At 52.5% G+C, this 15,259-nt stretch carries 10 protein-coding genes; 3 read left to right on the top strand and 7 right to left on the bottom strand.

Annotated features, from left to right (window positions below; all coding sequences use genetic code 11):
• Positions 1–210: 210 nt before the first annotated feature.
• The 6 genes from nuoL to HY774_11030 all read right to left on the bottom strand — a co-directional run bounded on the left by nuoL (position 211) and on the right by HY774_11030 (position 7,465).
• Entirely contained in the window at positions 211–2,598 is a 2,388-nt protein-coding gene (gene nuoL, locus HY774_11055) for an NADH-quinone oxidoreductase subunit L (GenBank protein MBI4749019.1), read from the bottom strand.
• Between the two features lie 187 nt (positions 2,599–2,785).
• Positions 2,786–3,187 carry an NADH-quinone oxidoreductase subunit NuoK gene (gene nuoK / locus HY774_11050; GenBank protein MBI4749018.1) on the bottom strand — a complete coding sequence of 134 codons (402 nt, stop codon included), beginning with the start codon at positions 3,185–3,187 and terminating at the stop codon, positions 2,786–2,788.
• Between the two features lie 29 nt (positions 3,188–3,216).
• Positions 3,217–3,828 carry an NADH-quinone oxidoreductase subunit J gene (locus tag HY774_11045; GenBank protein ID MBI4749017.1) on the bottom strand — a complete coding sequence of 204 codons (612 nt, stop codon included), beginning with the start codon at positions 3,826–3,828 and terminating at the stop codon, positions 3,217–3,219.
• A gap of 190 nt (positions 3,829–4,018) precedes the next feature.
• Positions 4,019–5,284 carry an NADH-quinone oxidoreductase subunit NuoH gene (gene nuoH / locus HY774_11040; GenBank protein MBI4749016.1) on the bottom strand — a complete coding sequence of 422 codons (1,266 nt, stop codon included), beginning with the start codon at positions 5,282–5,284 and terminating at the stop codon, positions 4,019–4,021.
• Positions 5,285–5,540: 256 nt separating this feature from the next.
• Positions 5,541–6,677, bottom strand: coding sequence for an NADH-quinone oxidoreductase subunit D (locus HY774_11035; protein ID MBI4749015.1), 1,137 nt, complete (start codon positions 6,675–6,677; stop codon positions 5,541–5,543).
• Positions 6,678–6,823: 146 nt separating this feature from the next.
• On the bottom strand, positions 6,824–7,465 hold the full coding sequence (locus tag HY774_11030; GenBank protein MBI4749014.1) for an NADH-quinone oxidoreductase subunit C: 642 nt from the start codon (positions 7,463–7,465) through the stop codon (positions 6,824–6,826).
• Positions 7,466–7,963: 498 nt separating this feature from the next.
• Here HY774_11030 and HY774_11025 point away from each other — a divergent pair, with 498 nt between their 5' ends.
• From HY774_11025 to serS, 3 genes are all read left to right on the top strand, one after another.
• Positions 7,964–11,635, top strand: coding sequence for a protein kinase (locus HY774_11025; protein MBI4749013.1), 3,672 nt, complete (start codon positions 7,964–7,966; stop codon positions 11,633–11,635).
• A 69-nt stretch (positions 11,636–11,704) separates the two neighbouring features.
• Entirely contained in the window at positions 11,705–12,544 is an 840-nt protein-coding gene (locus HY774_11020) for an amidohydrolase family protein (GenBank protein MBI4749012.1), read from the top strand.
• Positions 12,545–12,651: 107 nt separating this feature from the next.
• Complete coding sequence (gene serS, locus HY774_11015) at positions 12,652–13,929, top strand: serine--tRNA ligase (protein ID MBI4749011.1); 1,278 nt, start codon at positions 12,652–12,654, stop codon at positions 13,927–13,929.
• A gap of 107 nt (positions 13,930–14,036) precedes the next feature.
• Here serS and HY774_11010 read toward each other — a convergent pair whose 3' ends face one another.
• On the bottom strand, positions 14,037–15,251 hold the full coding sequence (locus tag HY774_11010; GenBank protein ID MBI4749010.1) for a hypothetical protein: 1,215 nt from the start codon (positions 15,249–15,251) through the stop codon (positions 14,037–14,039).
• Positions 15,252–15,259 lie beyond the last annotated feature (8 nt).

Raw genomic sequence — 15,259 nt, 5'->3', positions numbered from 1 at the left:
CCAGAGCACCAGTGACAACAGCCCAATGCCGAACGGTTTGAGTTCGGCTGGCTGAAATCCGGAAAGGAACAACGCAGCGAGCATGAGAAACTCCTGAAGTCAGTACCACCTGCGTGAGCGGGTGGGTTACAAGTCCGTATCATCTGCCAGGGCAGGGAGAAAAAAAGAAGTCAACCCCACCTGCTCACGCAGGCGGTACTGACCTGATTTTCAGTGTTCATCTTGATGAATAATGGCTGGCGGCGCTGGCGCCGTGGTTTTTTCTTTTTCGACCAGGTTTCGGAAAATCTTTGACTCCATGGTCAAGACCAGAACCAGAATCGCCAGCATCATGACCAGCATGTAGTTTTGAACCAGTCCGGTTTGAACCTGCCGGACCAGCAGCGAGCCCAGGCGTGTCATCCAGGCCACCAGATTGACCGCCATGTCCACGATCCAGCGATCAATCCAGCCTGAAATAGTACTTCCCAGGCGGGTAAGCCAGGCCGTGCCATTCACGCCACCATCCACAGCCTCAGCATCAACGTTCCACAGCCCGTCATTAAAGGCTTTCACCAAATTGACAAAGTGCACATCCAGCAATTCGTCCCAGTACCATTTGTTCCAGCTCAACTGGTACATGGCCTGGAAGCGCTCGGCAATCTGGCCGGGCAATGCCGGCTTGAGGATGTAGCAGTAATAGGCGGCATACATCATCGAACCAGCCCAGAGCACACTGATGACCGCCAGAACCCATTCCATTGGTTCAAAATGAACAGCTTCTGGGGCGTGTCCAAGTGAGTCAATCGTTGGGGCCAGCCAGTGATGAACCAGATTGGGCACGGCGCCACCGGTGAGTTCTTCGGCCACACCCAAAAATCCCGCCACCCCGGCAAAAACAGCCAGGGCCGCGAGTGGAATCCACATCACGGCTGGAGATTCATGGGGATGGAACGCCTGGGGCTGGGGGTTGGGGGCTGGGGGCTGGGAATCTGCAGGTGAGTGAGAATCGTGATGGTCAGCGTGATGGGCCGTGGCGGCATGTTCTTTCCAGCGGTCATCACCGCCAAATGTCATGCACATCAGCCGGGTCATATAAAAGGCCGTAATCCCGGCGGTCAGAAAACCCAGTCCGTAGAGCACGATCCCCAGCACCGAACCTTTTCCAAAAACTTCGGTGTGGAGCGTTTTCGCCAGGATTTCATCCTTGCTGAAAAAACCGGCAAACGGAAAGATGCCGCAAATTGCAAACAGCGACACCATCATGGTTTTGTAGGTAATCGGCATGTACTTGCGGAAGTTACCATAAAACCGCATGTCCTGTTCGTGGCCACTCGGTGAACCACCGTGGATGACACTTCCCGATCCCAAAAAGAGCTGGGCTTTGAAAAAAGCATGGGTGAAAACGTGGAAAATTCCAGCCACAAACGCCCCAACCCCACACCCCAGGAACATAAATCCAAGTTGAGAAACGGTCGAATACGCCAGGACTTTCTTGATGTCGTTTTGAGTGAGGCCAATCGTAGCCGCCACAAACGCTGTCAGACCCCCAATCAAGGCCACAATCAACATGGTCGTGGGGGCTCGTTGAAAGAGCGGGTTGCACCGGGCGACCAGATAAATCCCGGCTGTCACCATCGTGGCGGCATGAATGAGTGCTGACACCGGTGTTGGGCCGGCCATGGCATCTGGAAGCCAGATAAACAATGGAATCTGGGCGCTTTTCCCGACGGCCCCTAAAAACAACGCCAGGGTAATCAGCGTCAGCACCCCCGTCGTTAAATTCAAGGCACTCAATCCAAACGGTTCAATTGGAAGTGATTTTGCCAGGACCATCACCTGGTTATAGTCGAGCGTGCCAAATACGGCAAACACGCCAAACATCCCCAACATCAGCCCAAGATCTCCGATCCGATTGACGACAAAGGCTTTTTTGCTGGCCAGCGCGGCTTCTTCTTTCGTGAAGTAGTATCCAATCAACAGATAGGAACACAACCCAACACCTTCCCAGCCGACAAACATCACCAGGAAGTTGGCTCCCAGAACCAGAGTCAACATCATGAACATAAACAGGTTCAGGTAAGCAAAAAACCGAGAGAACCCCGCCTCGCCGTGCATATAGCCAATGGCAAACAGGTGAATAAAGAAGCCGACAAAGGTAATGAACAAAATATAGAGGCCCGAAAGCTGGTCCAACTGGTAGGCCCAATCAATGGAAAATTCGATGGTTCGGGTGTGCGCCTGTGGACCCAGGGTTGGTTGTGCCGCGCCGCTTGGAATCCATTGAAACACCTGCCGCACATATGGTGTGGCGGTGAGTTCTTCGTGGTGACCAGGTGATTTTGCCGCTGTGTGAGCCGGTTCCTTGACCTGATGTGTACTGTTAAATTGTTCCAGCCACGTATGTTCCTGCTGGCGATATTGTTGCTGGGTGGCTGGACTATGAGCGTACTGGTTAAACTGGAAGACGGCCACAACAGAACAGAAAAATGACAGGGCCACCATCAGACAGGCAATACCGCCGATGATCTTCTCTGAAAATCCCAATCGTTTGGCCAGCAGTCCGTTGATCAAAAATCCAAGGAGCGGAAACAACGGAACCAAAATCACAAGATCCATAGAGTTCACCAGTTGGTTGTAGGCAAAGAGTCAGTAGTCAGTAGTCAGTAGAAAAATCCAAGATCATTCATCAGTAAATTCCCTCAAAAAGGATTCATAAGCTGCGTTTTTAGAACAAGATACATCGGATGAAAAATGAATAATCCCAACACCTGACTACTGACTACTGACTACTGACTACGAACGATTACCACTTCAACAAATGAATTTCATCAACCGCGATGGTTTCACGGTTGCGGTAATAGGCAATGACCATCGCCAGCCCAATCGCTGCCTCTGCCGCCGCCACCACAATCACAAAAATGGTCAAAATCTGTCCATTTATGGCGCTGATACTCCCCTGGGTTTGCCAGTAGCGGGCAAAGGCAATGAAGTTGATATTGGCGGCGTTCAGAATCAGCTCAATTGACATAAAAATAATGATGACGTTGCGCCGGGTCAGCGCGCCGGCGACTCCGACCGAAAACATCATCACGCTGAGCCAGAGAAACGACGTGATGTCAGCTTGTTGATAACCGGAGAGCCAGCCGGCGGGCGCTTTCGCCGGCGTGGTTGTTTCTTGCCAGAACAGTGCCAGCAGTCCCCACATCCACTGTGTTCCGAAATGTATGAGCAGATTCATGATTGGCCCTCGGCTGATTGGCTAGTTGGGGCTTCAAATTGGTCTTCTTGTTTCCGATCTCGCGCCAGTACAACGGCTCCGACAATTGCCACCAGCAGCAACACCGATGCGATTTCAAAAGGGAGTACCGAGGTTGTGTAGAGCGCCTGCCCCAGTGTTTGCGAGTCGTTTGAAATCGCCCCAGTTGGCGCATGCACGCTTTTCACCGAAGCCGGGAGGTTGACTTCTTGCGGCGGCGGTTTAAAAAAGAGCGTTCGCTGGGTGCTAATCACAACCCCGAGCAAGGTCAACCCCAAAAACAGTGCCACAATCGTGGCCAGAATGGTCTGGTCACTAAACATGGCCTGAGTTTCTTCATGACGTTGTCTGACCAGCATGACCACAAACAGAAACAGCACCATCACCCCGCCGACATAGACCAGAACCTGCACACCGGCGACAAATTCAGCTTGCAGTAAGAGAAATAATCCTGCCGTGCTGATCAGAGTTGAAATCAGGTAAATCGCACAGTGGACCGGACTTCGGGTCGAAATGGCTTGAAACGCCATCATCAGTGCCGTGATAGCAAGTGCATAGAAAAAATAAGCTTCCCATCCGGTGAGCAACATAAACAGACCTGAGGAGTTAAGGGCATAAGCGCCGGGATAAGGATTTCAGGCCCGAAGGGGCGTCGTATGATAGCCGTGGTGCGAAGCCCACGGTCACGACGAGTCCCAAACCCGACAAGAGCGTCGTTCAATACCAACCAGAGAACGAAGAACGAAGCACCAGGAACGAAGCACTAAACACCAGTTTGTTTTACCCCTCCGTTGCCGGAGCTGGGTTGGGTTCGGCACGCCGGGCATAGCGTGTACTGAATGGAATTTTGGTTCGTTGCGCCCGAAGATTAAACATCCGGGTGTCGCGATTAATGACGTTGAGCAAGATCAGAATCGGAATCATGGACAGCAGGCTCATTCCAAAAAAGTACAGTTTTCCAACTGGCGAAACTTGAAGGAACAGACCTGACCGTTGCACCAACCCAAGCTGCTGTCCAATCACAAACACAAATGCGGTCAGGATCACGTTGGCCAGAGCCGCCGGCAGCATCCACTTCCAGCCGATATCCATCAACTGGTCATAGCGATAGCGAGGAAATGTCCAACGCAACCAGAAAAACAGGTACAGGACCAGCCCAATTTTGGCGGAAAACACCACAACCCCAAGCGCCACCTGGATCGTCGGGCGGGCATCAACCCAGGCTGACAACGTCTCACCCAGTGGCAGATACCATCCACCCAAAAAGACCGTGACCGCAATGGCTGAAACCACCACCATGTTGGCATATTCGGCAATGAAAAAGATTGAAAACCGAAAGCCGCTGTATTCGGTGTGAAACCCACCCACCAGTTCCGATTCGGCTTCGGGCAGGTCAAAGGGGGCGCGGTTGGTTTCGGCAATGGCTGAGAAGAGATAAATGACAAACGCCGGCAACTGAAAGAGTCCCAACCAGATGCCAGTTGCCTTCTGGGCTTCGACAATTCCCTGCATCGAAAGGGTTCGAGTAAACATCAGCGCACCGATAATGGACGTTGCCAAAACAACCTCGTAGCTAATCATTTGCGCTGATGATCGAAGCGCCCCAAGCAACGGATACTTGCTGTTTGACGCCCACCCACCCAGGATCAGCCCCAGAATTCCAATGGATGAAAATGAGAAAATGAAAAGCAGCCCGATGTTGACATCCGTGATGCTGGCAAAGAGCGGGCCGTAGGGAAGCAGGACCAGTACCGTCAGCGCGGCCACCATGCTCATCACCGGTGCCAGCGAAAACATGGCGTGATCGGCACCCAGCGGGATAATGTCTTCCTTTAAAATCAACTTTAGCCCATCGGCCAGGGGTTGGAGCAATCCCCAGGGCCCAACCCGGTTTGGTCCAACTCGAACCTGCATCCAGGCACTGATTTTCCGCTCGGCCAGCGTCAAATAGGCGACCACCGTCATCACAATCGTGAGCATGACGGCAATTTGGACCAGCGGCCAGGCAACATACTCAATCAGGCCGCGCGATAACCCCAGCCGCATCAACGGGAAAATAAATTCATCTGGCGGAACAAATAAACTTAATGTCAGCAAATTCATTTCGAAAACTCTCCAGATGACAAGGTGACAAGGTGACAAGGTGACAGAATGACAGGGTGACAGAATGACAAGGTGACAGAATGACAAAGTGACAGAATGACAAGGTGACAGAATGACAGGGTGACAAAGTGACGAATCAGAGTGGTGGTTGGGCGGAATCTATGTTTCCCAACCCTTCATTCTTCATTCTTCATTCCCCTCAGCGGTCAATTTCACCCAGGACAATGTCAAGTGTTCCAATCACCGCCACCACGTCAGCGATGAGCGAGCCAACCGCCATTTTCTTGAGTGCCTGCAAATTGACAAATGATGGAGGGCGAACCCGGAGCCGGACTGGTTGGGTTGATCCATCAGCGACCAAAAACAGGCCCAGTTCGCCTTTCGGGCTTTCATTCGAATGATAGAGTTCGCCGGCTGGTGGCCGAAGAACTTTGGGGACCTTTGCCATCACCGGACCGCCTGGCAGCTTCTTCAGTGCCTGTTGAATGATGCGGCGACTTTGCCGCATTTCTTCCATTCGGACCAGATAGCGATCAAACGTATCACCGTTTTCACCAATTGGGATGTCAAAGTCCAGATCGGCATAGCACTCATATGGATGCGATTTGCGGACATCGTATTCCACGCCTGACCCGCGAAGCGGCGGCCCACTTAACCCAAGATCAATCGCATCCTTCCCGGAAATGATACCGACCCCAACCGTTCGCCCAAGCCAGATGCGGTTTTCATTGAGCATGGTTTCATACTCTTCAAGCCGTTTGGGGAACATGTCGGTAAAAGCCGTGACCTGAGCTTCAAACCCGTCATAGGCATCATAGGTCATCCCGCCGATGCGAAAGGCGTGGCAGGTCAGGCGTGCCCCAAAGAAATTTTCAAAGATTTTAAGAATTTCTTCGCGCTCACGAAACGCCCAGAGCAGGATGGTGAACGCGCCAATGTCGAGGGCGTGGGTGCCAAGCCAGAGCAAATGGCTCGACAGCCGGTTGAGTTCGGTCAAGATCACGCGCAAATACTGAGCCCGAAGAGGAACTTCAATCGCCATGGCTTTTTCAACGATTTCCACATACACCAGCCCGTTTGAAACCGCCGCAATATAGTCCAGCCGATCAAAATAGGGGGCAATCATCGGATAGACCCGATGTTCAAAGATCTTTTCCGCACCACGGTGCAAATAGCCAATGTCGCAATCCAGGTCCGTGACTGTTTCACCATCGAGCTTTAAGACCACGCGCAACACCCCATGGGTACTTGGGTGCTGCGGTCCCATACTCACAATCATCTCATCTGGATGAAGCGTGGTTTCAAAGTTAAAGTTGGAAACTGGGCGGTTCGTCATAGGTTTAGCGAAGTAGCGAACCTGGCGAGTAGTGAGTAGCGAGTAGCGAGTTATAAAATCAGATTGAAATTGAACTGGGCTTCTTCAACTGTTCTTAAAACTCATTTTGGTTGACTACTCGCTACTCGCTACTCGCCACTCGCTTTCTATTCAAATTTCCCCGTCAAATCTGCATTGACCGGGAGTTCAAGGATGTTTAAATGATCGGCAACCCATTGATTATCCTGATATTCGAGCGGGTAATCCTTGCGTAATGGGTGACCCTCCCAGCCTTCCGGAAGCAGAATCCGTCTCAAGTCCGGGTGATTGGCAAACCGGATGCCGAACAAATCAAAGACTTCGCGCTCTAGCCAGTTGGCGGTGCTCCAGAGATCAACCACGGATGGAACGCTGTCCTGTTCGGTGACATCAGTTTTGACCCGTAACCGACGAGCTTCATCCATGGCATACAACTGATAAATGACTTCAAACCCACGGTCCGGGAAGTGAACGGCGGTCAGGTCGGTCAAAAAATTAAAATCGGGGTCGGCTTCTGATTTGAGAAAGCACAGCACCTGATAGGTTGACTCCAACGCGACACGGATCACCTGTTGATTGTGGATCAGTTGCGCTTCCTTGATCGCACCCGGAAATTTGGCTTTAAGGGTTTCGATCAACGGGTCGCCGGTCAGTTCAAAAATAACCTGGACGGCTTCTTTCTTCGTCGGTGTCGGCCTGGCGGCACCTCCGGCGGGTTTGGCTGGGGGAGTTGGTTTAGGCTTCTCGGCCTTCGGGGTCTCATCCGACATAGTTCACTCGCAAGGGGATACTTGTTTCGGTTGTGCGTGCTCGGTTGAGCTGGGTTGAACAACGAGATGAAGGCGGTGGAAAGAGTTTTTTGGAGACGCACTGGGGCAACGAGCAGCCGGAACTCTACACGAAAAGTCTGGCGACGGCTAGTTTTTCCTGAGTTAAGCCTCTTCGTGATATGTGCTCTCCTTTCTGAAAGAGCAATCTCAGGCTGACCATTCCTGAAATTTCAACCCTGTGCTGGCTTGATTGCTCAGCCAAATTCAGTTGGAACAGGTTCTTTTTCTTCAATCAACGGGGTACTATCCAGGTCGGAAAGCCTGCCTTCAGTGCAATTTTCTTCAGCCATTCTTTTCACCAGGCCAATCCAAATCATTCGGTGGCGAAACGACAAACGACAACCAGACTTCGATGAATTATGAAGTATAAAATAGTCAAATATTTGTGAATCAATGAGATAGACTCTTTATAACTCATAATTTCGGTAAACAACACCCATGCTCGGTCGCTTCATTTTGAAAAGCTGGAAAGCTCTGTCCCCCTGGCGGTTGGCCTGGGTGTGGTCGTTTCTTGGGTGTCTGGTGTTGTCATCGCCAGTGGTTGCGCTTGACCCAAACAAAGCGATCACTGAGTACGGGTTTTTTACCTGGCAGGAGGAATTGCCGCAAAATTCCGTCCATCGCCTGGCTCAAACCCCGGATGGATACCTCTGGTTTTCGACCTATGAAGGACTGGTTCGCTTTGACGGAGTGCAGTTCACCGTTTTTGATACCCGAAACACCCCAGAACTCAAATCAAACAGCGTCGGTCCGATCTGTGTTGGACTTGATGGAACACTCTGGGCGGTTTCAAGCACAGGACTGCTTTCCTATCGGAACCACCGATTCACCAGTTATACCACCGAAGACGGATTACCCCATAAAGTCACCCAGGATGTATATACCGCACAGGATGGCTCCATCTGGGTCAACACCTTTGGCGGATACGCCGTGATCCGAAACGGGAAAATTTCCTCATTTCCTGGATCTCTCGACATTCTCAACCAACATTCCGTGATGTTTGGCGAAACCGAGCAGGGGCTCCTGGCTTTTACACCGGATGTCGGCATCGTGCGGGTCACACCTTCGGAAACTGTCAAGATTTCATTGGCCAGTGAGTTTGATGCCCTGGCTGACAATCAACATTCCTGCCTGTTTCAGGACCGCGATGGCACCCTGTGGGGGGCAAACCTGGGGAAACTCCATCATTTGGTCAACGGAAAAGTTACCACCTACACCGTTGCCGATGGCCTGCTGCCGCTCCAAATCAGTGTTATGTATCGGGATCGAGATGGCAATTTGTGGATGGGATTTGAAGGCGGTGGTTTAGGACGCTTGACCGCTGGACATTTTACCTACTTTTCTCAAAAAGACGGCCTGACCAATGATCTGGTCCGAACCATTTATGAAGATCAGGAAGGCAATCTCTGGGTTGGTACCACTGGCGGCGGGCTCAACTGCTTTAAAGATGAGAAGTTTACCGTCTACAACAAGCGCCATGGGCTGGCGGATAACAACGTGCGGGTGGTGCTTGAAGATCGTCAGGGAAATTTGTGGATCGGCACCAACGGCAATGGGCTTAATTGCCTCAAGCCTGATCGGTCAGTTGTGACCTATACTGCTGAAACTGGCTTACTTAACAATTTTATTCGCTCACTCGCTGAAGACCACACCGGGGCCATTTGGGTTGGGTTCAATGGTTCTGGCGTGGTGCGGATTGCCAATGGTCAGGTGACATCCTTTCAGGGTCACCCTGGGCAAACGCAACAACCCGTGTATGCCATTCTGGAGGACCGCCACGGGACGATGTGGTTTGGAACTCGCGCTGGCGGCCTCACCCGATATGAAAACGGTACTTTTCGGACCTACACCACGGCGGATGGTTTGGCACACAACTCAGTGGTGGTCCTGGTGGAAGACAAAATCGGCGATGGTCTGTGGGTTGGGTCATTTTTGGGGTTGCACTATTTCAAAGATGAGACGTTTCGCGTGTGGCACTCTCAAGATGGAATGCCTGATGACACCGTCCGTTCACTCGCGGTTGATTCGGCTGGCACTGTTTGGGTCAGCACGAATGGTGGACTGGCCCGGCTCAAAAACGGGCGGATGACCCCGATTACAACTCGCAATGGGCTGGCGGATAACGCCGTGTTTTCAATGCTGGAAGACCGGAGCGGATACCTCTGGATGAGTTCCAATCGGGGCATTTCGCGGGTACGCAAACAGGATATCGAGGATTTTTGCGATGGCAAGCGTCCATCATTTACCCATGAAGCCTTCACCCGTGACGATGGCATGCGCAATAACCAGTGCAACGGGATTGCCCAACCGGCGGCGATTTGTGGACGTGATGGGCGCTTCTGGTTTGCCGGGGTGGCCGGTCTGATCACGATTCACCCGGATCACATCCTGCGGAATCCGGTTCCGCCGCCGATTGCGGTCGAACAGGTTCTGGTTGATGGGAAGTCGGTTGATTTGGCGGCATCAGTCGAATTGGCGCCAGGGGCGGACAAACTGGAGTTTCGCTACACTGCGCTCAGTTTTCTGGCACCAGCCAAAGTTCGATTCAAGGTCATGCTCGAAGGCTATGACCGGGCGTGGATTGAAACCGGCGATCAACGACGGATTGGCTACACCAACTTGCCGCCGCGTTCCTACCGGTTCAGAGTCCTGGCCTGCAACAACGATGGCGTCTGGAATGAGACCGGAGCCGCTTTTACGTTCAGAATTCGCCCGCACTGGTACCAAACACCGTGGGCCTATCTGGCTGGATTCGCTCTGATTGCCGGGAGCGTGTATGGCGGGGTTCGGCTGCGACTACGGGCACTCAATCGGCGAGCGGCCCAACTTGAAGCCGTCGTGGTCGAGCGCACCGCCGAACTGGCCACGAAAAATGCCGAACTGGCTGAAAATATTGAACAGGTTCGACTCGCCAAGCTTGAAACCGAGCGCAAAAATACCGAACTGGATCAGAAAGTTGCCGCACTCGACCGGGCCAATCAGGATTTGATCATTTCTCATCAGCAGGCGGACCGGATTTTCTCGGCTCTGGCAGAAGCCTTGCCGGGAACGGTTTTGGAAGGGAAGTACCGGCTTGAAGAGAAAATCGGCTCTGGCGGCTTTGGGGCTGTGTTTCGTGGAACGCATCTGGTGCTTCATCGTCCGATTGCCGTCAAAGTCTTTCGCCCGGCACCGGGAAACGATTCGGCGGATGCGGTTGAACGGTTCCGCCTGGAGGGGGTTTCTTCGTCACGCATCAACCATCCGAATGCCATTCAGGTGTTTGACTCTGGAATTTCGGCTGAAGGCATTGCCTATCTGGTGATGGAGTTGCTGGATGGATGTTCGCTCAGCGAGGAACTCCATATTCGAAAACGATTGAGCCTCCGCCGGACCCTGAGGGTGATGCGCGCCGTGTGTGAAGGACTCGCCGAAGCCCACCGCCTGGGGATCATCCATCGCGACATCAAACCAGCCAATATTTTTTTACACCGGTCACCGGAAGGCGAAGTCGTCAAAGTTGTGGATTTCGGGGTAGCCAAGATGCTTGATGATTCGGAAGCCAGCGGAAAGAAATTAACGGTAACCGGCGGCATCGTGGGGACCCCGACTTATATGGCACCTGAACGACTCTGGGACGGCACCTATGACGGACGATCAGATATTTATAGCGTTGGAATCATGTTTTACGAGTGTCTATGTGGTCGTCCGCCCTTTGTGAGTGAAAACAACAGTGCCTATCATCTGATTGTGGCGCATCTGAATGAATTGCCGCCCTCGCTCCGATCAATTAATCCAACGATTCCACCAGAAGTTGATGCTGCCGTCCTCAAGGCACTGGTCAAGCAACCAGAGGCCCGTCCAACGGCACGTGAGTTTGCGGATTTACTCAGAGCACTGACTGAGCAGTTTGCTGAGTATGATACTGATGACGAGGTTGAGGGCCCGCATCAACGGTTAGCGGATCAACCCACCGTTGCCCTTGATAGCTTGCAGCAACCACTGGACATGCCGCTCGCGGATCAGGTAACCCAAATCGTTACCATACCCTCACGTTCGACTGCGGAAACCTCACTCAACAACCAGGTGACCGGCGAAATCCTCAACCCATATTCAAGCGGAAACGATTGAACCGCTCTACCGCCCACAACTGGAATTTGACTCAGGTTCGGGTATATTGAACAAGAGCAGGAGGTTCCCGTGATTGATATTCACGTCCATTTTTTCCCGTCCAGGGTGTTTCAAGCGATCTGGAATTATTTTGAAACCGAAAGCTTCGGGCTGTGGAAAGTCCATTATAAGGTCCATGGGCCAGAACATGTCGCCACGCTCAAACAGCAGGGCGTTAAACGCTTTACGTCGCTGGTGTATGCCCATCGCCCTGGAATGGCTCATTTTTTGAATGAATTTGTGCGTGAATCAGCCCAGGAAATCCCCGAACTGATTCCATTTGGGACAATTTTTGCTGGTGATGGCAACACGGCGGCAGTGGCGCAACGGATTTTTGAGGAATATGGTTTTCATGGGATCAAGCTCCACCCGTTTGTGTCACAGGAAATGCTTGATGATGAACGGTTTTTCCCAGCTTATGAAGTGATGGAAGGGATGGAAAAAATCCTGCTCTGTCATCCTGGCTCGGGGCCCGTGTACTTGCTCAAAGATGGTGCTGAGCGGCTCCGGCGTGTCGTTGAGACGTTTCCAAAGCTCAAGGTCATCGTGGCGCATTGTGGTGCTTTTGAATATGACGACTATCGAGCCCTTGCCGAAGACTTTGAAACGATTTACTTTGACACGGCGATGAACTGTGTTCACGCCACGGTTTTTCAGAAAAACTGCCCTGGTCGCGATTTCTTTCTCCGCTTTCAGGATCGCATTTTGTACGGCTCAGATTTTCCGAACATTCCCTACCCCTATGCCGATCAACTGGCAGGTCTTCGCAGCCTTGAGTTAGGGCCGGAAATCGAGTCGAAACTCTTCAGGCTCAATGCGGAGAGGCTGATCAATGACAAGATAACAAAGGTGACCGAAATAACAAGGTGACAGGATGACCAGGTGACAAGGTGATTTATTTCAGCCCTCAACCCTTATTTCTCATTCCTTCAAAAACCCTGAACCCTGAACCCTGAACCCTTTTACAAGAGGATTTTATGCTTGCTGCTGATTTTATTCGCACCCACCTTGACGAGGTTAAACAGATGCTCGTCAATCGGGGGAGTGCCTTAACCATTGATGAATTTGTTGAACTTGACGCCCGACGCCGCCAATTGATCGGTGAGTCGGAAAAAAACAAAGCCCTGTTAAACCGCGTCAGTCCTGAAATCGGGGCGTTGATGAAAGCTGGCAAAAAAGAAGAAGCCGACGGCAAACGGGCTGAGATGAAAGAGCTGAAAGTCACCATCGAAACCCAGGAAAAAGAACTGGCTGAGGTGGAAGTCAAACTAAGTGAGGTGGTGACCGCTATTCCAAACATGCCACATTCGTCAGTTCCAGTCGGAGGTGAATCGGCCAACCAGGAAATTTCCCGCTGGGGTGAACCGCGTGAATTTTCCTTTGAGCCCAAAGATCACGTAGACCTGGGCGTGGCACTCGGCATTCTGGATCAGGAACGGGCCGTCAAAATCACCGGCGCCCGGTTTTCGGTGCTCAACGGCATGGGCGCCCGGATGGAACGTGCCCTGATCAATTTCATGCTCGACATCCACACCCAGGAACACGGCTATCAGGAAATGTTGCCGCCGTTCATCATCAACGCCGCTTCGCTGTTTGGAACCGGACAACTGCCGAAATTTGAAGCGGATTTGTTCAAATTGACAGATGAGCGTGGTCTGTATCTGGCGCCAACGGCTGAGGTTCCGGTGACCAACTACTATCGGGACGAAATCCTGGACGGAGCGAAGCTGCCAATTTCCTTTACCGCCTACACCCCGTGTTTCCGGTCCGAAGCTGGAAGTTATGGCCGCGACACGCGTGGATTGATCCGCCAGCATCAGTTTGACAAGGTGGAGCTGGTGAAATTTACCAAACCTGAAGAATCCTATGCCGAACACGAAAAGCTGACGGCCAATGCCGAAGTGATTTTGCAGCGGCTGGAATTGCCTTACCGCAAAGTCGTGCTGGCGACGGGCGATATGGGCGCCGCATCGGCCAAAACCTATGATCTGGAAGTCTGGCTGCCAAGCCAAAAAACGTATCGCGAAATTTCGTCTTGCTCAAACTTCGAAGCGTTTCAGGCGCGCCGGGCCAGTATTCGGTTTCGTCGTGAAGCCGGGGCCAAACCGGAGCTGGTCCACACCCTCAACGGCTCGGGTTTAGCTGTCGGTCGGACCTGGCTGGCAATTCTGGAGAATTATCAGCAGGAAGATGGCTCGATTGAAATTCCAAAGGCCCTGCGGCCATATCTGGGTGGGTTGGAAGTGATTCGGTAGAGAAAAAACCAGGGCTGAGGGCTGGGGGCTGAAGAAATTGGCTTTATTTCATCCCTCATCCCTTCGATTGCCCCCAACCCTGAGCCCCTAGCCCAATGTCTTCAACCCTAATCCAATATCTTCACATCCGCTTCAAACTTGCGGTAGTCATAAAACTTGATAACGTTGCGCGAATAGTAGTCATAGCGGTCGCTGCCAATCAGGGTTTCTGCCGTAATTGGTAGCCAGTACCGTTTTTCTCCGATCTCGGTCCAGTCATACTCGACGGCGGTTTCAGCCTGCGAAAATAGAAAGTCGCGAGGCATCCGAACCGCAGATTGTTCGATCCGAACCACCCGTTTTGATGCCCGATCAATCCACATCCGACCATCATAAGCCGCGATGATTTGTTGTCGTTGTCCGTCTGGCCCCACGCCCTCGATAGAGTAGTTTGAGTTTTCCTGTGCCACGGAAAAATCAAAAATCGCACAGTCCCGCCCGCGATAATTTTCCCGCCCAGCCTCCTTAAAGTCTGTTTTGCTTTGCCGCACAAAGGGTGCCAGGAGCCGGGATGAAAACTCACCAATCGAAGTTGACCCCCCGACGCTGGCAAAGGTTTTTGACGTCGGTACATTGTTGATGGTCAACAGGTTGACTTTTTCGCCTTCGCCTTGCTCGTAGGTAATTTCCGTTCCCAGTACATCGTCTTCATACCAGCCGCCGCCCTTATTTTTCAGGCGGCGGATGTTTTGACGGACGATGAAGTTGGGGAAATCATCCACGCTTTTGAGCACGTGATAGCGGGTTTGTTCCAGCAAAGAGAGCCGGCTGAGCATTTCTTGTTCGGCTGCTTCGGGGTCAAACGGCTGGTCCGGTTCCGTTTCGGTTGGCGCCGGTTTTAAGACGGGTCGCTGGCCAGGTGGCGGCGCGGTTTCATCGGCGTAGCGGGCCCGTTTGCGGCGATCCTCAGCCCGGAGGAGCGCCGCGACCAGAAACGACTGGGCGCCGGCCTTGCGGGCGCGTTCGATCAGGGCGTCAGTGGCTTCGAAAGCAATGCCACGTTCATCGAGTGCTCCGGCAATGTCTCCCTGGGTGACTCCACGTTTTTGAACCTGCTGGAGCAAGCCAAAGAACTCACGTTCGGTGAGTGGTTCGGTAACGGTTGGTTCCGTCTGGGCCGGTTGCGAAGCTGGTTTCGGCGAAACTGTGGCCGGCGGGTCAATGTCGCGTGGAGGCGGCAACCGACGATTTCCCGACTGAGCCTGAACCACGGGCGTCAAGCCAGCCGCTACGATAAGGATCAAACACCAGAGATTGCGAGAGATTGCGTTCTGAGTTCGCATATAGGTAT

This window comes from Acidobacteriota bacterium, assembly GCA_016208495.1.
In the GTDB taxonomy this organism is placed as follows: Bacteria; Acidobacteriota; Blastocatellia; order Chloracidobacteriales; family Chloracidobacteriaceae; genus JACQXX01.
This window is presented reverse-complemented; position numbering and strand designations above follow the sequence as displayed.